The following is a 19,422-nucleotide window of genomic DNA, read 5'->3' on the forward strand; positions in this document are numbered from 1 at the left end:
GGGGCGGTCCGGTCGGTGGCCGCGGATCGCGGGGCGGGGAGGTCCGTCCGGCCCCCTGAGGCCGAGGGACCGGACGGCGGGCGGGCGGGGGTGCCCGGTGTCACTCCTGGACGAGCGTGACGTCCTGGCCGGTCACCGCGTGGAAGGCCGGCAGCAGCAGGAGGCCCGAGGGGCGCAGCTCCGTGAGGGTGGCCTCGATGTGCGCCGCCCCGGCCCGCAGCACCTCGGACGAGACCTGCCCGGAGTTCTCCCAGCGGTGTTCGGCACCGTCGCACCGGGCCAGGTCGCCACCGATGTCGTACCGGCTCCGGGGGTCGCCCTGGCTGACCGAGGAGCTGACGAGGACCGGGCCGGTGCCGCCGACGCAGCGGTAGGTCCCCGAGAGCGTCACCGAGCCGTCGGACGCCAGCCGGGCGACGGTGTCGACGGTGATGGTCTCGGTGGGGTCGGCGACGGCCCTGGAGGGGACGGCGCCGGCCGGGGCGGCGGCGCACAGCAGGGCGGCGGCGCAGAGGGCCGTGACGAGGGCGGGGCGCAGGGGCATGGGATACCTCCCGTTTCGGGTGGACTCGAGGGGTTCCACTGGTACCGGGCGTCCGGCCGGGCGGGCGTGACCGTCACCCCATCGGTGGCGCGTCATGGAACCGTCCGGGCCGGTCGGACGGTGGTACGGCCGGTGCGGACCGGCCGTACGGTGGTACGGCCGGTGGTGGCCGGTCGGCCTACGGCAGTACGGCGAACCCGTCCAGCTCGACCAGCGCCCGCTCGTCCCACAGCCGTACGACCTCCACGACGGCCATCGCGGGATAGTCACGGCCCGCCAGGCGCTGCCAGACGGCGCCCAGTTGCCGGGCGTGCGCGCGGTACGCGGCGACGTCCGTGGCGTAGACCGTGACCCGGGCCAGGTCCGCGGGGGTGCCGCCGGCCGCGCGCAGGGCGGCGAGGAGGTTGCCGAGCGCCGTCCCGAACTGTTCGGGGAGGGTGTCGCCGGTGACCTTGCCGTCGGCGTCCAGGGCGGTCTGGCCCGCGAGGAACACCACGCGGGAACCGGTCGCGACGACGGCGTGCGAGAACCCCGTGGGCGGGGACAGTGCGGGCGGGTTGACGCGCTCGGTCGTCACCGGGCCTCCTTGTGTGCCGTGGCGTACAGCTCCTTGGCGATGATGCCCCGCTGCACCTCGCTGGCGCCCTCGTAGATGCGGGGCGCGCGTACCTCGCGGTAGAGGTGTTCGAGGAGGTGGCCGCGGCACAGGGCGCGGGCGCCGTGCAGTTGGACCGCGGTGTCGACGACGTACTGCGCGGTCTCGGTGGCGAGCAGCTTGGCCATCGCGGCGCGCCGCGGGACGTCGGCGGCCCCCGCGTCGTACGCCGTGGCCGCCGCGTACACCATCAGCCGGGCCGCCTCCGTGCGCAGGGCCATCTCGGCGACCTGGTGGGACACGGCCTGGAGGTCCATCAGCCGGCCCTGGAACGCCTCGCGGCGGCTGGTGTGGGCGAGGGTGGCGTCCAGCGCGGCCTGGGCCATGCCGACCGCGAAGGCGCCGACGCTGGGGCGGAAGAGGTTGAGGGTGCCCATGGCGACGGCGAAGCCGCGGTCGGGCTCGCCGAGCACGTCGTCGGCGGTGACGGGTACGGCGTCGAAGTCGAGGGTGCCGACGGGATGCGGGGAGATCATCTCCAGGGGGCCGCCGGTGAGTCCCGGCCGGCCGGCGGGGACCAGGAATGCGGTGACGCCCCGGGCGCCGGCGCCCGGGGTGGTGCGGGCGAACACGGTGTAGAGGTCGGCCTCGGGGGCGTTGGAGATCCAGCACTTGGCGCCGGTGAGCCGCCAGCCGCCGCCGTCGGGCTCGGCCGCGAGGGCCAGCGCCGCCGCGTCCGAACCGGCCCCGGGCTCGCTCAGCGCGAAGGCGGCGACGGCGCTGCCGTCGGCGACCCGGGGCAGCCAGCGCCCGCGCTGGGCCGGGGTGCCGTGCGCGTGCACCGGGTGGGCGCCCAGGCCCTGCAGGGCCAGGGCGGTCTCGGCCTCGGTGCAGGCCTGGGCGAGGGACTCGCGCATCAGGCACAGGTCGAGCGCGCCGGAGCCGAACAGCCGGGCGAGCAGGCCGAGCCGGCCCAGTTCGGCGAGGAGCGGCCGGTTGACGCGGCCGGGTTCGCCCCGGTCGGCGAGCTGGCGCAGCCGGCCGGCGGCCAGGGCGCGCAGCTCGGCGCACCAGGCGGTCTGCTCCGGCCCGAGCGAGAATGCGGACACTGCCGGCCCTCCCTCCGGGGAAGGACCACGGGCCCTTCCCGCACCGCCACCACACCGTGACCGGCGGGCGGCCGCACGGCCCGCCCCGTCGTCCGGGTGCGCGCCGCCACTGACGTGCCGTCACCGCGGAGGCCGTTTCCCGCGCCCCGCCCCATGACGTTATCGCGCACCGTTGACTGCCGTCACCGACACGATACGCTCCAGATGCGAGCCCACCAGGAAGCCCGTCCGGACGTCTGTCACGGCAAGGGGGCGGACCGCCATGCATCGCTCGGCCCACGTCGACACGTTCACGCGCGACCATCTCCCGCCGCCGCACACCTGGCCCGAGCTGCGGTTCGACCTGCCGGAGCTGCGCTACCCCGGCCGGCTGAACTGTGCCGCCCAACTGCTGGACCACGCCGATCCGGACCGCCCGGTGTTCCGCACGCCGTCCGGTGCCACCTGGACGTACGGCGAGCTGCGGGCGCGCGTCGACCGCATCGCGCACGTCCTCACCACCGGCCTGGGCGTGGTCCCGGGCAACCGGGTCCTGCTGCGCGGCCCGACCACCCCCTGGCTCGCCGCCTGCTGGCTGGCCGTGCTGAAGGCGGGCGCGGTCGCGGTCACCGTGCTGGCCCAGCAGCGCCCGCACGAGCTGTCGACCCTGTGCGGGATCGCCCGGGTGGGACACGCGCTGTGCGACATACGGGCGGTGGACGACCTGGCGCGGGCCCGGATACCCGGGCTGCGCATCACCACGTACGGCGGACAGGCCCCCGACGACCTCCTGCGCCGCCCGGCGCCCGCCGCGTCGTACCCGGCGGTGGACACCGCCGCCGACGACGTCGCGCTGATCGCGTTCACCTCCGGTACGACGGGGCGCCCGAAGGGGTGCATGCACTTCCACCGGGATGTGCTGGCAACAGCCGACACCTTCTCGAAGCATGTGTTGCGCCCCCATGAGGACGACGTCTTCGCCGGCAGCCCCCCGCTCGGCTTCACGTTCGGCCTCGGCGGGCTGGTGGTCTTCCCCCTGCGGGCCGGTGCCAGCGCGCTCCTGCTGGAACAGGCGGGCCCCCGGAAGCTGCTCCCCGCGATCGCCGGACACCGGGTCTCGGTCCTGTTCACCGCGCCGACCGCCTACCGCGCCATGCTGGACGACCTGCACCGGTACGACCTGTCGTCCCTGCGGCGCTGCGTGTCGGCCGGTGAGAACCTGCCCGCGGCCACCTGGCGGGCCTGGCACGAACGCACGGGCCTGCGTCTGATCAACGGCATCGGCGCCACCGAGTTGCTGCACATCTTCCTCTCCGCCGCCGACGAGCGGACCAGACCCGGCACCCTGGGCGTCCCGGTCCCGGGCTGGCGGGCGCGCGTCCAGGACGCCCACGGCAGGCCCGTGCCCGACGGCGAGCCCGGTCTGCTCGCGGTGCGCGGCCCGGTCGGCTGCCGTTATCTCGCCGACCCGCGGCAGCGGGAGTACGTACGGGACGGCTGGAACATCACCGGAGACACGTGCGTCCGTGAGGCCGACGGGTACTTCCGCCATGTGGCCCGCGCCGACGACATGATCATCTCCGCCGGGTACAACATCGCGGGCCCGGAGGTGGAGGACGCGCTGCTGCGCCATCCGGACGTGGCCGAGACGGCGGTCGTCGGCCGCCCCGACGAGGCCCGCGGTCAGATCGCGGTGGCCTACACCGTGCTGCGCGAGGGGGCCAGGCGCGACCCGGAGGCACTGCGCGCCTTCCTCCGCGGCGAACTGGCGCCCTACAAATGCCCGCGCGAGTTCGTCTTCCTCGACGCGCTGCCCCGCACGGCCACCGGCAAGGTGCAGCGGTTCCGGCTGCGCACCCACGTGACCAGCGGCGATGCCGACGACCTAAAATGATCAACGTGCCTGAGCAACACGCCCCCCGGTCCCTCATCGTCACGCTCTACGGCGCGTACGGCCGCTTCGTGCCCGGCCCGGTACCCGTCGCGGAGCTGATCCGGCTGCTGGCCGCGGTAGGGGTGGACGCGCCCTCCGTACGGTCCTCGGTGTCCCGGCTCAAACGGCGCGGCCTGCTGCTGCCGGCCCGCACCGCGTCCGGCGCCGCCGGGTACGAACTGTCCGTCGAGGCGATCCAGTTGCTGGACGACGGCGACCGGCGCATCTACGCCTCCGCGCCCTTCGAGGACGAGGGCTGGGTGCTCGCGGTGTTCTCGGTGCCCGAGTCGGAGCGGCAGAAGCGGCACGTGCTGCGCTCCCGGCTGGCCCGGCTGGGGTTCGGCGCGGCGGCCCCGGGGGTGTGGATCGCCCCGGCGCGGCTGTACGAGGAGACGGAGCACACCCTGCGCCGACTGCGTCTGGATCCGTACGTGGACTTCTTCCGCGGCGACCACCTGGGCTTCGCGCCGACCGGTGAGGCGGTGGCCCGCTGGTGGGACCTGGCCGCGATCGCCAAGGAGCACGAACGGTTCCTGGACACGCACGCGCCGGTGCTGCACGCCTGGCGGCGGCGCACCGGCACCCCGCCCGAGGAGGCCTACCGGGACTACCTCCTCGTCCTGGACTCCTGGCGCCACCTCCCCTACACCGACCCGGGCCTGCCCGCCCGGCTGCTGCCCGCCGACTGGCCGGGTGTCCGCTCGGCGGAGGTCTTCCGGGGCCTGCACGAGAGGCTGCGGGACGCGGGCGCGGAGTTCGCGGGGCTGTGACCCCGGCGTCCTCGGGCGCCGGGGCGGCGGGTCTCAGCCGCCGAGCGGCAGGCGGGGCCCGGGGATGTCGGTGCGGCCCGTGCGCGGGGGCCGGCTGCCCGCGCGGTAGGGGGCGGGCCAGCCGGCGCCGGGGCCCTCGTACCCCTGCTCGGCCGCCGCGTGCAGGGTCCAGTGCGGGTCGTACAGATGAGGGCGGGCCAGTGCGCACAGGTCCGCCCGCCCGGCGAGGATCAGGGAGTTGACGTCGTCCCAGGAGGAGATCGCGCCGACCGCGATCACCGGGACGCGCACCTCGTGCCGGATGCGGTCGGCGAACGGCGTCTGGTACGACCGCCCGAACTCCGGCCGTTCCTCGGCCACCACCTGCCCGGTGGAGACGTCGAGGGCGTCGGCGCCGTGCGCGGCGAAGGCCCGGGCGATCTCGACGGCGTCCTCGGCCGTCGTCCCGCCCTCCGCCCAGTCGGTGGCCGAGATCCGGACCGTCATGGGCCGTTCCGCCGGCCACACCGCGCGTACGGCGTCGAAGACCTCCAGCGGGAACCGCAGCCGTCGCTCCAGCGTGCCGCCGTAGGCGTCGGTGCGCCGGTTGGTGAGCGGGGAGAGGAAGCCGGAGAGCAGATAGCCGTGGGCGCAGTGCAGTTCGAGCAGGTCGAAGCCGGCCCGGGCGGCCCGCCAGGCGGCGGCGGCGAACTGCTCGCGCACGTCGGTGAGCTGGGCGCGCGAGAGCTGGCGCGGTACCTGGCTGCCGGGCCGGTACGGCAGCGGCGAGGCGGCCAGGAGCGGCCAGTTGCCGTCGGGCAGCGGCTCGTCCATGCCCTCCCACATCCGCTTCGTGGACCCCTTGCGGCCGGAGTGCCCGAGTTGCACGCCGATCGCGGTGCCCGGTGCCCGGGTGTGCACGAATTCCGTGACGCGCCGCCAGGCCTCGCCCTGCCGCCCGGTGTAGAGGCCGGCGCAGCCGGGAGTGATGCGGCCCTGTTCGCTGACGCACGCCATCTCGGTCATCACCAGGCCGGCCCCGCCGAGGGCGCGGGCGCCCAGGTGGACGAGGTGGAGGTCGCCGGGGAGGCCGTCGGTGGCGGAGTACAGGTCCATCGGTGACACGACGACCCGGTTGCGCAGGGTCAGGCCGCGCAGCCGGAACGGGGTGAACATCGGGGGCGTGCCGGGCGGGCAGCCGAACTCGCGCTCGACGGTCTCGGTGAAGCGGTCGTCGCGCAGGCGGAGGTTGTCGTGGGTGACGCGGCGGCTGCGGGTGAGGAGGTTGAAGGCGAACTGGCGGGGCGGCTGGTGCAGGTACAGCCGCAGGTTCTCGAACCACTCCAGGCTGGCCCGGGCGGCCCGCTGGGTGGAGGCGACGACGGGCTTGCGCTCCTCCTCGTAGGCCGCCAGGGCCCTGGGGACGTCCGGGTGTTCCTCCAGGCAGGCCACGAGGGCCACGGCGTCCTCCACGGCGAGTTTGGTGCCGGAGCCGATGGAGAAGTGGGCGGTGTGGGCGGCGTCGCCGAGGAGGACGACGTTGCGGTGCGACCAGTGCTCGTTGACCACCGTGCGGAAGGTGGTCCAGGCCGGCCTGTGGGAGCGCAGGGGCCGGCCGCCGAGCGCGTCGGTGAAGATCTTGGCACAGCGTTCGACGGATTCCCGGGGGGTGATGTCGTCGAATCCCGCCGCCCGCCAGACCTCTTCGCGCATCTCGACGATGACGGTGGAGGCGTCCGCCGCGTACGGGTAGCCGTGCAGTTGCATCACGCCGTGCTCGGTCTCGGCGACCTCGAAGCGGAAGGCGTCGAAGGGGAGGTCGGCGGCCAGCCACAGGTAGCGGCAGTGGTGTTCGGCCACATGTGGGCGGAACACATGGGCGTAGGCCGCGCGAACGGTGCTGTGGACTCCGTCGGCCGCGATGACGAGGTCGTGTCCGGCGGACAGGACGTCCGGGTGCGGGGCCTCGGTACGGAAGTCGATCCGCACGCCGAGGGAGTGGCAGCGGGCGTGCAGGATCTCCAGGAGCCGGCGCCGTCCCAGTGCCGCGAATCCGTGCCCGCCCGAGCGGTGCCGTACGCCCCGGTGCACGACGTCGATGTCGTCCCAGCGGGTGAAGTCCCGGCTGAGGGCCTCGTGGACGACGGGGTCCGCGTGCTCCATGCCGCCCAGGGTCTCGTCCGACAGGACGACGCCGAAGCCGAAGGTGTCGTCGGGGGCGTTGCGTTCCCAGACGGTGACCTGCCGTGCCGGGTCGCGGCGTTTGAGCAGGGCCGCGGCGTAGAGGCCGCCGGGGCCGCCGCCGACGACCGCTATGCGCGCGGGGCGCTCGCCCGTCGCCGCCGGCCGCGGGCCGTCCGTGGCCGCTCGCGCGCTCTCCCGCGCCCCTCGGGCCGGCGCGTCCGGGGTCGGCATCAGAAGTTCACCTCCCCTGCCACTTCGGCGGGCGCTTCTCCGTGAACGCGGCGTGGAACTCGGCGTAGTCCGCGCCGTTCATGAGGAGGGCCTGGGTGGAGGCGTCCAGTTCCACCGACGCGGCCAGCGGCATGTCCAGCTCGGCCGTCAGCAGGGCCTTCGTCTGGGCGTGTGCCAGGGCCGGGCCGTCGGCCAGTCGGCGGGCGAGGGCCTGGGCGGCCTCGTCCGTGCGGCCCTCCTGGGTCAGTTCGCTGATCAGGCCGATGCGCTCGGCCTCGGGAGCCCGTACCGGGTCACCGAGCATGAGGAGGCGGGTGGCGTGGCCCAGGCCGACGACCCGGGGCAGCAGATAGGCCGCGCCCATGTCCCCGCCGGAGAGGCCGACCCGGGTGAAGAGGAAGGCGAAGCGGGCCGAGCGGTCCGCGATCCGGAAGTCGGCCGCGAGGGCGAGGACGGCGCCGGCGCCGGCGGCGACGCCGTGGACCGCCGCGACCACAGGGAACGGGCATTCGCGGATGGCCCGCACCACCTGGCCGGTCATCCGGTTGAAGTCGAGCAACTGGGCCGTGTCCAGGGACAGTGTGGCGCCGATGATCTCGTCCACGTCGCCGCCGGAGCAGAAGCCGCGTCCCTCGCCGGCCAGGACGAGGGCGCGCACCGTGCGCTCCCGGGACAGCTCGGCGAGCAGGTCGCGCAGGTCGGCGTAGCCGCCGAAGGTGAGGGCGTTGAGCTTCTCGGGCCGGGCGAGGGTGACGGTGGCGACCCCGTCGTCGAGCCGGACGCGCAGGTGTTCCCAGTCGGCGGTGCGGGCGGCGGAGCCGGTGAAGGGACTCATGACGTGCGGCCTCCTAGGGGGGCGGTGCCGTACGTTGCTCTTCCTGACGAAGTTATCACCTGTTTGTGACTGTCGTCACGGGTGCGCGACAGGCCGGTGTCGTCGCGGCCGGGGCCCCGGGGCGATGCCCGGCGACGGCCCGCGGGGCCGGGCCCGTACCATTTCCTACAGTCGAAAGCAGGACAGCCTGCTCCACGAACGGACTCGCCTTGCACGAACGCTCCGCCCGACCGGCCTCCTGGCGCATCGCGCTGCCGCACACCACGGCGGCGGTGCCGGTGGCCCGCGCCCTGGTGCGCACGGCGCTCGCCGAGGTGGAGCACGTCACCGACTGCGACACGGCGGAGCTGCTCACGGCCGAACTGGTGGCCAACGCGGTGGAGCACACCGCCGGGCGCGGCCCGATAGAGCTGGTGGTGGAGCTGGCGCCGACCGGCTGCCAGGTCGAGGTGCACGATCCGGACCCGGCTCCGCCCGGCCATCTGACCCGGCCGGTGATCGAGGAGCCCGACGTCTGGGAGGAGGGCGGGCGCGGACTGCTGCTGATCCGCGCCCTGAGTTCCTCGTGCGGGCACCGCCCCACCCCGTCGGGCAAGGCGGTGTGGTTCAGACTGCCTGTGGTTCCCGCTCAGCGGCGTCCGGCGTGACCGTGTCCGGCGCGGCGGTGGCCAGCGTGGAGTGCCGGCGGCCGTAGGCGCCGTAGACCAGCAGGCCGGCCGCGAGGAACACGGCGAACTGGATCCAGGTCCGCCAGCCGGTCTCGTACATCAGGTACAGGCAGAAGCCGACGCCGAGCAGCGGTGCCACGGGGTAGAGCGGCACGCGGAAGCTGCGGGTGAGACCCGGCTCGCGGCGGCGCAGCGCGATCACGGAGATGTTGACGACGGCCATGATGGCGAGCGTGCCGATGGTGCACAGGTTCATGACGGCGTCGAGGGAGGCGAAGGCCGCCGGGACCGCGAAGACGACGGCGACGATCAGCGTGCCGGCGACAGGCGTGGACGTCCTCGGCGACACCTTCTCGAAGACGGCCGGGACGAGACCGTCCCGGGACATCGACATCAGGATGCGGGTCTGGCCGTACATCACGGCGAGGACGACGGAGGCGATGGCGACGACCGCGCCGAAGGCGATGACACCGCCGCCGACGGCGGAGCCGGTGACCTCGTTGACGACGTAGGAGAGGGCCGCGGGCCGGCCGGCGACCTGGTCGCCGCCGACAGCGCCGATCGCGGCGACCGCGACGGCGCAGTAGAGCAGGGTGACCAGGCCCATGCAGACGAGGATCGCGACGGGCACGTCCCGGCGCGGGTTCTTCGCCTCCTCGCCGGCGGTGGTGATCGCGTCGAAGCCGATGTAGGAGAAGAACGCGGCGGTGGTGCCCGCGCCGATGCCGCCGAGACCCGCCGGGGAGAACGGGGTGAGGTTGCCGTCCTTGAAGGCGCTGTAGCCGATCGCGCAGAAGGCCAGCAGGATGGCGAGCTTGACCGCGGCCATGGCGGCGGTGGCCCGGGCGCTCTCGCGCACCCCGCGCACGAGCAGCACGGAGGCCATGCCGATGACGATCACCGCGGGGAGGTTCACGGCCCCGCCGTCGCCCGGCCCCGCCGACAGGGCCGCCGGGAGCTGCCAGCCGGTGAGGCTGTGCAGCAGTTCGTTGACGTACTGGCTCCAGCCGACCGCGACGGCCGAGATGGAGATGCCGTACTCCAGCAGCAGGCACCAGCCGACCAGGAACGCGGTGGACTCGCCGAGGTCGGCGTAGGCGAAGGAGTACGAGGAGCCGGAGACCGGTATGGCGCCACCCAGCTCCGCGAAGGAGAAGGCGGTGAATACGCAGGTCAGCGCGGCGAGGATGAAGGAGACGACGACGGCGGGGCCGGCCTGGGCGACGGAGTCGGAGAGGCCGACGAAGATGCCGGTGCCGACGATGGCGCCGACGCCGAAGCAGATGAGCTGGAAGAGGCCCATGGTGCGCTTCAGGCCGTGCCCCTCGCGGTCGGCGCCGGATTCGGCGACGAGCAGGTGCGGGGACTTGATGCGGGGAGCGGGCATGCGGGTGGTGCTCGTTTCTGGTGGTGCGGGCGCCCGTCGTACGGGCGCGGCGACGGCCCCGGAATGGGTGGCTCCGGGCCGCCGGTCAGGATAAGACGGGTCAGGCGAGCGTGGCTACCAGTACCGCCTTGATCGTGTGCAGGCGGTTCTCGGCCTCGTCGAAGACGACCGAGTGCGCGGACTCGAACACCTCGTCGGTCACCTCCAGGGCGGTCAGGCCGTGTCTTTCGTGGATCTCCCGGCCGACCTCGGTGCCGAGGTCGTGGAAGGCCGGCAGGCAGTGCAGGAACCTGACGTCGGGGTTGCCGGTGGCGCGCAGGACGTCCATGGTGACGGCGTAGGGGGCGAGGGCCGTGATCCGCTCGCTCCACACCTCCTTGGGCTCCCCCATGGAGACCCAGACGTCGGTGGCGACGAAGTCGGCGCCCGCGACGCCGTCGGCGATCTCCTCGGTGAGGGTGATGCGGGCACCGCTGGACGCGGCCAGGTCATGGGCGCGGTCGATGATCTCCTGGGCGGGCCAGTAGGACTTCGGGGCGACGATCCGGACATCCATGCCGAGCAGGGCACCGGTGACCAGGTAGGAGTTGCCCATGTTGAAGCGGGCGTCGCCGAGGTAGGCGAAGGCGATCTTCCGCAGCGGCTTGGCGCTGTGCTCGGTCATGGTGAGCACGTCGGCGAGCATCTGGGTGGGGTGCCAGTCGTCGGTGAGACCGTTGTAGACGGGCACGCCGGCGTGCGCGGCCAGCTCCTCGACCTTGGCCTGGCTGTCGCCGCGGTAGTCGATCCCGTCGTACATCCGGCCGAGGACCCGGGCGGTGTCCCGCACCGACTCCTTGTGCCCGATCTGCGAGCCGGAGGGTTCGAGGCAGGTGGTGTGGGCGCCCTGGTCGGCGGCGGCGACCTCGAACGCGCAGCGGGTGCGCGTCGAGGTCTTCTCGAAGATCAGCGCGATGTTCCTGCCCCGCAGGTGCTGGGTCTCGGTCCCGGCCCTCTTGGCGGCCTTCAGCTCGGCGGCCAGCTCGACCAGGCCGCGGAACTCCTCCTCGGTGAAGTCCAGCTCCTTGAGGAAGTGGCGGCCGGCGAGGGCCGTCGGCACTGTCGCCATGGGGGGCGCTCCAGACGTACGACTACGGATGACCCTGAAAGTCTATACGATCCTCCACATTTCTATACGGCGTCTCGCTCCACGGGACAGCTCATGCACCGCGGGCCGCCCCGGCCCCGTCCCAGCTCGCTGCCCGGGATCTCGATCACCTCGATGCCGCACTTGCGCAGATGGGTGTTGGTGGTCACGTTCCGCTCGTAGGCGACCACGACACCGGGTTCCACGGCGAGGACGTTGCAGCCGTCGTCCCACTGCTCGCGTTCGGCGGCGTGCACGTCCTGGGTGGCGGTCAGCACCCGGATCTCGCCGAGGCCGAGCGCGGCGGCGATCGCGCGGTGCATGTGCTCCGGGGGATGGTCGGTGACCTTCAGCTCCCGTTCGCCGACGCCCGGTTCGATGGTGTACGAGCGGAGCATGCCGAGGCCGGCGTACTGGGTGAAGATGTCGCCGTCGACCATGGTCATCACCGTGTCGAGGTGCATGAAGGCACGCCGCTTGGGCAGGTCGAGGGCGACGATCGTGCGCGCCGAGCCGGCCGCGAACAGCTTGTGCGCGAGCATCTCGACGGCCTGCGGGGTGGTGCGCTCGCTCATGCCGATCAGGACGACGCCGCCGCCGAGCACCAGGACGTCGCCGCCCTCGATGGTGGAGGGGTAGTCGGCCTGTCCCCGGGACCAGACGTGAAACGTTTCGCCGTGGAACAGCGGATGGTGCCGGTAGATCGCCTCGAAGTGCACGGTCTCGCGCTGCCGGGCGGGCCGGCGCATGGCGTTGATGGAGACGCCGTCGTAGATCCACGCGGAGGTGTCGCGGGTGAACAGGTGGTTCGGCAGCGGGGGCAGCAGGAAGTCGTCCAGATCCATGACGTGGAAGCGGACCGAGGTCGGTTCCGCGTGCGCGTCCAGGAACTCCCGCTTGGTCATGCCGCCGACCAGCGCCTCGGCCAGCTCGGGCGGGGCCATCCCGTCGAAGGCGGCCCGCAGGTGGTCGGTGGCGAGCGGGCCGTACTCCTTCTCGTCGAAGACGCGGTCCAGGACGAGCGCGCGGGCCTCGGGGAGCGCCAGGGTCTCGGCGAGCAGGTCCCCGAAGAGGTGGACCTCGACCCCGCGGTCGCGCAGGACGTCCGCGAACCCGTCGTGCTCGGCGCGCGCCCGGCGCACCCAGAGCACGTCGTCGAAGAGCAGGGCGTCCTTGTTGCTGGGGGTGAGCCTCTTGAGCTCAAGATCCGGCCGGTGCAGGATGACGCGGCGCAGCCGCCCGGCCTCGGAGTCGACGTGGAATCCCATGCATCCATCCTGACCACCGAGGCCGGGGTTCACCCCCTGCCCGGCCGGATCCGCTTCCCCCTTCTTCGTCACACCGGTCAGGAGGGGTCCCGGGGCGGAATCAGATCGCGGTGCACGGAACCGGCCACCGCCCGATCCGCGGCGGCAGGCTCACCGCCCACCCGCCGGCGGACAGCACCAGCCGTTCGGTGACGAGGGGGCCGAGCGCCTCGTGTCCGGCGGCGTCCAGGGCGTCGACGGGCGTCGGCTCCAGGAGGCGGAGGAACGTGGCGACGAGAGCGGGGTGGTCCAGGGTGAGCCGCACGGCCGTGCCCCGCTCCCGGCGGTCCAGGACGGTGACGAAGTCCGGGCCGCGCCGGTGGTAGAGGACGCCGTGACCGTAGGCCGGCCGCCAGTCCGCCGGCCCGCCCGCGGGCGCGGGGGGCGAGGTGGGTGGTGGGAGGTGGTACAGGAGGGCGGGGTCGTACGCCGGGGTGCCCGTCGCCCGCCAGTCCACGCGCAGGCCGAGGCTCTGGCACTCGCGCAGGAACCGCACAGCCTCCGCCGTCCCGCGCCCGCTCCCGCTCAGGTCCAGGGGCCCGGCCGTCTCCACCCGGCGCCCGGTGAGCCGGTGCGGCACGGTGCCGGGCAGCCCGCTCATCCGGCCCCCTCGGGCAGCCGTACCGGTTCGCCCCAGGTCGGCAGGGCCACGTAGGTGGCGCCGTCCCGGAACAGCAGGCCGAGCCGCAGGACCTCGTCGACCCAGTCCGCCAGCGCGCCGGACGGCACCTCGTGGCCGTCGGCGGCCAGCAGCCGGTGCAGCGCGGGAACGGTCCGGCCGTCCTCCAGGCGGCGCAGGGCCGCGGCTCGCCAGCCCGTGAAGCGGTGGCCGGCGGGCGGCCGGCCGTGCCGTCGGTCGTGCACCAGCAGGTCAGGACCGTCCTCCTCGAACAGCAGCCGGGAGTGGGCGTGCCCGGCCCGCCAGGCGGCCACGGCCGCCCGCAACCGCCGTTCGGCCGGGCCGGTGATGCCCGCGTCATCGGCGTCGAAGAGGTAGACCAGGTCGGCGAGTTCCTCCTCGGGCAGGTCGAAGACGTGCTGGTACATCTCGGCCGGGCGGCGCTTGCCGAAACCGAGTCGCGGATCGGTGAAGTGGGGGCTGAACCGCTCCAGTTGGATGCGGTGGGCGCCGCTGGGCGGCTGGAGGTGGACCAGGGCCGGGAGCTGGTCGATGACGGGCGTGTAGTCGTCGGCGCTCTCGCCGGGGAAGCCGTACAGCAGGTTCCAGGAGCAGGTCAGCGCGTGGTTCTCGCACTCGCGCAGGGTGCGGACGTTACGGGCGCCGGTGACGCCCTTGTCCATGAGGTCCAGCACGCGGCTGCCGAGGCTCTCGATGCCGGGCTGGATGTGCACCGTGCCGGACGCGGCGAGGAGCCGTAGCTGGTCGGGGGTGAGGTTGGACTTGACCTCGTAATGCAGCCGCAGGTCCCAGCCGCTGCCGGCGACGCGGGGCAGGAAGTCGCGGAAATAGGCCATGTCGATGATGTTGTCGACGGTGACCACGTCGAGAAGGCGGTGGCGGCGCACCAGCCGGTCGATCTCGGCCCACAGCCGCTCCCCCGGCTTGGCCCGGAACTCCATGGCGGTGCCGTTCAGCCCGCAGAAGGTGCAGTGGTGCCTCTCGCCCCACCAGCAGCCCCGGGCGCCCTCCACGACCAGCTTGGGGTGGACGTGCTCCCGGACCGGGGAGGCGTCCAGCGCGGCCTGCCACTGGTCGTAGTCCGGCGAGGGGATGTCGGCGGGGGCCACGGTCCGCCGGGTCTCGGGGTTGGCCCGCGCCGTGGTGCCGTCCCACCAGCACAGGCCGGGCACGTCGGCCGGGGCGGTGCCCTCGGCCAGGTGCCGTAAGAGGGCCGGTAAGGCGTACTCGGCCTCGCCGCGGACCACGTGGTCGACGAAGCGGTGGTTGCGGTGCAGGGCGTGGCCCATGGGCCCGTCGCAGTTGCTGCCGCCGAGGACGACCGCCAACTGCGGTCTTCGGCGCTTGAGTTCGCGGGCCAGTGCCAGGGAGGGCACGTTCTGCATGAACGTGCTGGTGAACCCGACCACGTCCGGCTCGGCCGCCAGCACCTCGGTGGCGCAGGCATCGACGAAGGGGGCGGCGTGGGGGCGCATGGCGACGGCCGTGTCGATGCGGACGTCCCGGCCGGCCGCGTAGTCCCGCAGCCGGGCCAGGCCCCAGCCGGGGTCGTCGTGGAGGACTCCGGAGAAGACCCAGTCGCCGAGGCCGTGGAAGATCCCGTCGCTGCCGACCTCCACACAGTCGCCCGGCAGCAGCCGGCCGCCGGTCCGCTCCAGCAGGAACTCCGCCCAGCGCAGCGAGCCGTGGAACTCGGTCACCTCGTCGCCGGGACGCGCCTGGCGCACGATCCGGTTGAGAAGGCCCAGTTGCAGCGAGGGCAGGTCGAGTGGATGCCACGGCATGGTGACCAGGTGGACGCGCATGCTCAGCGGGTCGGCCGCTTCTCCAGGATCGCCGGCCGGCGCGTGGTGCTCCTCGGGTCCTCGCGGACCACCACCTTCTTGATCTCCACGCCCACCACTCCCCTCACGACGCGCCAACGCCCCCGCGACGCATGGCTGTCCACCATATGGACAGGTGTGTGTGCGGCACAAGGGCGCTCCGGGCCGGCCCGCCTACAGGCGCGGGTCCACCGGCTCCGACTCCAGCGCCAGCACCCCGAACACCGCCTCGTGCACCCGCCACAGCGGCTCCCCTTCCGCGAGCCGGTCCAGGGCCTCCAGGCCGAGCGCGTACTCGCGCAGGGCCAGGGACCGCTTGTGGGTCAGGAACCGCCGCCGCAGCCGGGCGAGATTGTCCGGCCGGGTGTACTCGGGACCGTAGATGATCCGCAGGTACTCCCTGCCCCGGACCTTCAGGCCGGGCTGCACCAGCCGTCCGTCCCCGCCCCGGACCAGCGCGCCGACCGGTTTGACGACCATGCCCTCGCCGCCCCGGCCGGTCATCTCCAGCCACCAGTCGACGCCCGCGCGGACCGACTCCGGGTCACCGGTGTCGACGTACAGCCGCCGGGTGGTCCCGAGCAGTCCGCTGCCGTCGTGCTCCACCATCCGGTCGATCAGGGCCAGTTGTCCGTCGTGCGGCAGCGCGGCGAGGCTGCGGCCCTGGGCGGCCAGGATCTGGAAGGGGGCCAGCCGGACCCCTTCCAGGCCCTCGGTGGTCCAGCAGTAGCGGCGGTAGGCGGCGGTGAACGCGGCGGCGTCACCGGCCCGTTCCCGCTGCCGGGCCAGCAGGCCGCCGACGTCGGCGCCGCGGGCGGCTGCCGCCTCCAGGGCGGCGAGCGCGTCCGGGAACACCGCGCCGGAGGCCGCGCCCACCGCCGCGTACTGGCTGCGCAGCAGCCCGGCGGCCTTCAGCGACCAGGGCATGAGTTCGGCGTCCACCAGCAGCCAGTCCGTGGCGAGTTCGTCCCACAGCCCGGCGTCCGTGACCGCCGAGCGCAGCCGGCCGAGGATCTCCTCCGTCGTCTGGCCGTCGTCGAAGAACGGCCGCCCGGTACGGGTGTACAGCGCGCCCGTCGGGCCTCCCGCGACTCCGAAGCGGGTGCGGGCGACGTCCGCGTCCCGGCACACCAGGGCCACGGCCCGCGAGCCCATGTGCTTCTCCTCGCACACCAACCGCGCGACCCCGTCCCGCGCGTACTGCGCGAACGCCTCCTCGGGGTGCTCCAGGTAGCCGTCCACCGCCGAGGTGGCCGTCGGCGCCATGGTCGGCGGCAGGTAGGGCAGCAGGCGCGGGTCGACCGCGAAGCGGCTCATGACCTCCAGGGCCGCCGCCGCGTTCTCCTCGCGCACCGCCACCCTGCCGGCGTGCCGGGTCTGCACGGCCCGGCGGCCGTGCACGTCCGCCAGGTCCAGCGGCCGGCCGTCGTGCCCGCCGGGCGCCTCGGAGCGCAGCGGCTTCGCCGGCTCGTACCAGCCCCGCTGCGCCGGTACGTCGACCAGCTCGCGTTCCGGCCAGCGCAGCGCGGTCAGCTTGCCGCCGAAGACGGCGCCGGTGTCCAGGCAGATGGTGTTGTTGAGCCAGGTGGCCTCCGGGACGGGAGTGTGCCCGTAGACCACCGCCGCCCGGCCCCGGTAGTCCTCCGCCCACGGATAGCGCACCGGCAGTCCGAACTCGTCGGTCTCCCCCGTGGTGTCGCCGTACAGGGCGTGCGAGCGGACCCGGCCCGAGGTGCGGCCGTGGTACTTCTCCGGCAGACCGGCGTGGCAGACCACCAGCCGGCCGCCGTCCAGGACGTAGTGGCTGACCAGCCCGTCCAGGAACCGGCGGACCTCGGCCCGGAACTCCTCGCTCTCCCCCGCCATCTGCGCGACGGTCTCGGCGAGCCCGTGGGTGTGCCGGACCGTGCGGCCCTTGAGGTGACGGCCGTACTTGTTCTCGTGGTTGCCCGGCACGCACAGCGCGTCACCCGACTTCACCATGCCCATCACCCGGCGCAGCACCCCGGGGGTGTCGGGGCCGCGGTCGACCAGGTCACCGACGAAGACGGCGGTACGGCCCTCGGGGTGCACGCCGTCGGCGTACCCCAGCTCGGCGAGGAGCGACTCCAGTTCGGCCGAGCAGCCGTGGACGTCGCCGATGATGTCGAAGGGGCCGGTGAGATGGGTCAGGTCGTTGAAGCGCTTCTCGGTGACGACGGTGGCGTTCTCGGCCTCCTCCACGCCGCGCAGCACGTGCACCTTGCGGAAGCCCTCGCGCTCCAGGTGGCGCAGGGAGCGGCGCAGTTCGCGGATGTGGCGCTGGATGACCCGGCGGGGCATGTCGGCGCGGTCCGTGCGGGCGGCGTTGCGCTCGGCACACACCTCTTCCGGCATGTCCAGCACGATGGCGATGGGCAGCACGTCGTGCTTCTTCGCCAGTTCGATCAACTGTCGCCGGCTGTCCTGCTGCACGCTGGTGGCGTCCACGACGGTGCGACGGCCGGCGGCCAGCCGCTTGCCGGCGATGTAGTGCAGGAGGTCGAAGGCGTCCCCGGAGGCGCTCTGGTCGTTCTCGTCGTCGCAGACCAGGCCGCGGCAGAAGTCGGAGGAGAGCACCTCGGTCGGCTTGAAGTGCCGGCGGGCGAAGGTCGACTTGCCCGATCCCGAGGCGCCGACGAGGACGACCAGGGAGAGGTCGGTGACGGGCAGCACCCGTCCCGTGCGGGTCCCGGTCATGCGGCCTTCGCCTCCTTCTTCTCGTCCGTGGCGGTCGTGCGGGTGAACACGGCCATCTGGGTGGGCGGTCCGACCGCGGGGTCGCCCGGCCCGACGGGGGTGAACGCGACGTCGTAGCCGTGCCGTCCGGCCACGGCTTCCGCCCAGGCACGGAACTCCTCGCGGGTCCACTCGAAACGGTGGTCGCCGTGCCGGACGCGTCCGGCGGGCAGGGTCTCCCAGCGCACGTTGTACTCGACGTTCGGGGTGGTGACGACGACCGTGCCGGGGCGCGCGTGCCCGAACACGGCGTACTCCAGGGCGGGCAGCCGGGGCAGGTCGAGATGCTCGATCACCTCGCTGAGCACGGCGGCGTCGTACCCCTTCAACCGGTTGTCGGTGTAGGCCAGCGAGCCCTGGACGAGCCTGACACGGGACGCCTGCCGCTCCCCCATGCGGTCGAGCCCGAGCCGGCGGGCGGCGATGCTCAGGGCCCGCACGGACACGTCGACGCCGACCACCTCGGTGAACCGCGCGTCCTTCAGCAGCTCCTGCACCAACTGACCCTGCCCGCAGCCGAGGTCCAGCACGCGGGCGGCGCCCCGTTCGCGCAGGGCGGCGAGGATCGCCTCCCGGCGCCGGACGGCGAGCGGGGCCGGTTTCTCCTCGGCCTCCGCGCCGGTGTCCTGCGCGACCGCGTTGTCGATGTCCTCGACCTCGCTGTCGTCGGCCTCGGCCAGGCGCACCAGCTCCAGCCGCTCCCGCGCCTGCCGGGTCAGCGACCAGCGGCGGGAGAGATAGCGGCTGGTGATCAGCTCCTGCTCCGGGTGCCCGGCCAGCCAGCCCTCGCCGGCCCGCAGCAGCTTGTCCACCTCGTCGGCGGAGACCCAGTAGTGCTTGGCGTCGTCGAGGACCGGCAGCAGGACGTACAGGTGGCGCAGCGCCTCGGCGAGGGTCAGTGTCCGCGACTCCAGGACGAGGCGGACGTACCGCGAGTCGCCCCACTCCGGGAACGTGGTGTCGAGGGGCACGGGGTCGGCGGTCACGCTCCAGCCGAGGGGCTCGAAGAGGCGTCGTACCAGGCCGGCGCCGCCGCGGGCCGGGAGGGCCGGTATCCCGACGCGCAGCGGCAGCGGCGTGGTCGCCCGCTCCGGACGGGCGGCGCACACCCCGCGCAGGGCGCTGGAGAACACGTTGCTCAACGCGACCGCGAGCAGCGAGGAGGCCGCGTAGGGACGGTCGTTGACGTACTGGGCGAGGGCCGCGTCGGGTGCGCCGCCGCGGCCCTTGCCCTTCCCTCGCCTGACCAGCGCGACGGTGTCGATCTCCAGCAGGAGCGCGGCCGTGCAGCGCTCGGCGTCCGCCTCGGGGTAGAACACGTGCGCCGTGCCGTACGAGGTGGAGAACGCCTGCGCCTTGTCGGGGTGCTTGTGCAGCAGGTACCCCAGGTCGGTGGCCGGGCTGCCGGGCGCACCGGTGGTGGAGATCGTCACGAGCATGGTGCCGAGTCTCCCGGTCCCCGGCCCCTGTGACCAGAGGTTTTCCGCATCCCGGTGGTCGGCCGTGGCGCCGGGACCGGCCGCCTGGACCTGCGGTGGGGCGCTGTCGTCGCCGG

At 73.6% G+C, this 19,422-nt stretch carries 15 protein-coding genes; 3 read left to right on the top strand and 12 right to left on the bottom strand.

Going from position 1 to position 19,422, the window contains the following annotated elements; translation table 11 throughout:
• Positions 1 to 100: 100 nt before the first annotated feature.
• The 3 genes from D9753_RS08205 to D9753_RS08215 all read right to left on the bottom strand — a co-directional run bounded on the left by D9753_RS08205 (position 101) and on the right by D9753_RS08215 (position 2,248).
• A complete protein-coding gene (locus D9753_RS08205) occupies positions 101 to 544 on the bottom strand; it encodes a DUF6299 family protein (protein ID WP_121786401.1) in 444 nt (147 codons plus the stop codon).
• 178 nt (positions 545 to 722) lie between these two features.
• Positions 723 to 1,121, bottom strand: coding sequence for a RidA family protein (locus D9753_RS08210; RefSeq protein ID WP_121786402.1), 399 nt, complete (start codon positions 1,119 to 1,121; stop codon positions 723 to 725).
• A complete protein-coding gene (locus tag D9753_RS08215; protein ID WP_121786403.1) occupies positions 1,118 to 2,248 on the bottom strand; it encodes an acyl-CoA dehydrogenase family protein in 1,131 nt (376 codons plus the stop codon). The genes D9753_RS08210 and D9753_RS08215 overlap by 4 nt, the downstream gene beginning before the upstream one ends.
• A 262-nt stretch (positions 2,249 to 2,510) precedes the next feature.
• Here D9753_RS08215 and D9753_RS08220 point away from each other — a divergent pair, with 262 nt between their 5' ends.
• Positions 2,511 to 4,121 (top strand): AMP-binding protein, encoded by a 1,611-nt coding sequence (locus D9753_RS08220; RefSeq protein WP_121786404.1) that lies wholly within the window; start codon positions 2,511 to 2,513, stop codon positions 4,119 to 4,121.
• Positions 4,118 to 4,930 carry a PaaX family transcriptional regulator gene (locus D9753_RS08225; protein WP_121786405.1) on the top strand — a complete coding sequence of 271 codons (813 nt, stop codon included), beginning with the start codon at positions 4,118 to 4,120 and terminating at the stop codon, positions 4,928 to 4,930. Before D9753_RS08220 ends, D9753_RS08225 begins: the two co-directional genes overlap by 4 nt.
• 33 nt (positions 4,931 to 4,963) lie before the next feature.
• Here D9753_RS08225 and D9753_RS08230 read toward each other — a convergent pair whose 3' ends face one another.
• Positions 4,964 to 7,324, bottom strand: coding sequence for a bifunctional salicylyl-CoA 5-hydroxylase/oxidoreductase (locus D9753_RS08230; RefSeq protein ID WP_121786406.1), 2,361 nt, complete (start codon positions 7,322 to 7,324; stop codon positions 4,964 to 4,966).
• A 7-nt stretch (positions 7,325 to 7,331) separates the two neighbouring features.
• Positions 7,332 to 8,159, bottom strand: a complete 828-nt coding sequence (locus tag D9753_RS08235) for an enoyl-CoA hydratase family protein (RefSeq protein ID WP_121786407.1) — start codon at positions 8,157 to 8,159, stop codon at positions 7,332 to 7,334.
• 209 nt (positions 8,160 to 8,368) lie between these two features.
• Between D9753_RS08235 and D9753_RS08240 the strand changes: the two genes are divergently transcribed.
• Entirely contained in the window at positions 8,369 to 8,806 is a 438-nt protein-coding gene (locus D9753_RS08240) for an ATP-binding protein (RefSeq protein ID WP_121786408.1), read from the top strand.
• Here D9753_RS08240 and D9753_RS08245 read toward each other — a convergent pair.
• The 7 genes from D9753_RS08245 to D9753_RS08275 all read right to left on the bottom strand — a co-directional run bounded on the left by D9753_RS08245 (position 8,766) and on the right by D9753_RS08275 (position 19,306).
• Positions 8,766 to 10,214 carry an amino acid permease gene (locus tag D9753_RS08245; protein WP_121786409.1) on the bottom strand — a complete coding sequence of 483 codons (1,449 nt, stop codon included), beginning with the start codon at positions 10,212 to 10,214 and terminating at the stop codon, positions 8,766 to 8,768. The genes D9753_RS08240 and D9753_RS08245 overlap by 41 nt on opposite strands.
• Positions 10,215 to 10,314: 100 nt before the next feature.
• Positions 10,315 to 11,322 carry an ornithine carbamoyltransferase gene (gene argF, locus D9753_RS08250; RefSeq protein ID WP_121786410.1) on the bottom strand — a complete coding sequence of 336 codons (1,008 nt, stop codon included), beginning with the start codon at positions 11,320 to 11,322 and terminating at the stop codon, positions 10,315 to 10,317.
• A gap of 62 nt (positions 11,323 to 11,384) precedes the next feature.
• On the bottom strand, positions 11,385 to 12,608 hold the full coding sequence (locus D9753_RS08255; RefSeq protein ID WP_121786411.1) for an arginine deiminase: 1,224 nt from the start codon (positions 12,606 to 12,608) through the stop codon (positions 11,385 to 11,387).
• A gap of 100 nt (positions 12,609 to 12,708) precedes the next feature.
• The gene (locus D9753_RS08260; protein ID WP_121786412.1) at positions 12,709 to 13,248 is read right to left on the bottom strand and encodes a DUF5825 family protein; all 540 of its coding nucleotides are present in this window, start codon (positions 13,246 to 13,248) and stop codon (positions 12,709 to 12,711) included.
• Complete coding sequence (locus D9753_RS08265; RefSeq protein WP_121786413.1) at positions 13,245 to 15,092, bottom strand: RiPP maturation radical SAM C-methyltransferase; 1,848 nt, start codon at positions 15,090 to 15,092, stop codon at positions 13,245 to 13,247. The genes D9753_RS08260 and D9753_RS08265 overlap by 4 nt, the downstream gene beginning before the upstream one ends.
• Before the next feature lie 192 nt (positions 15,093 to 15,284).
• Positions 15,285 to 17,828 (bottom strand): polynucleotide kinase-phosphatase, encoded by a 2,544-nt coding sequence (locus D9753_RS08270; RefSeq protein ID WP_121786414.1) that lies wholly within the window; start codon positions 17,826 to 17,828, stop codon positions 15,285 to 15,287.
• Positions 17,825 to 19,306 (bottom strand): 3' terminal RNA ribose 2'-O-methyltransferase Hen1, encoded by a 1,482-nt coding sequence (locus D9753_RS08275; protein ID WP_121786415.1) that lies wholly within the window; start codon positions 19,304 to 19,306, stop codon positions 17,825 to 17,827. The genes D9753_RS08270 and D9753_RS08275 overlap by 4 nt, the downstream gene beginning before the upstream one ends.
• Between the last annotated feature and the right edge of the window lie 116 nt (positions 19,307 to 19,422).

Source organism: Streptomyces dangxiongensis (assembly GCF_003675325.1).
Lineage (GTDB): Bacteria > Actinomycetota > Actinomycetes > Streptomycetales > Streptomycetaceae > Streptomyces > Streptomyces dangxiongensis.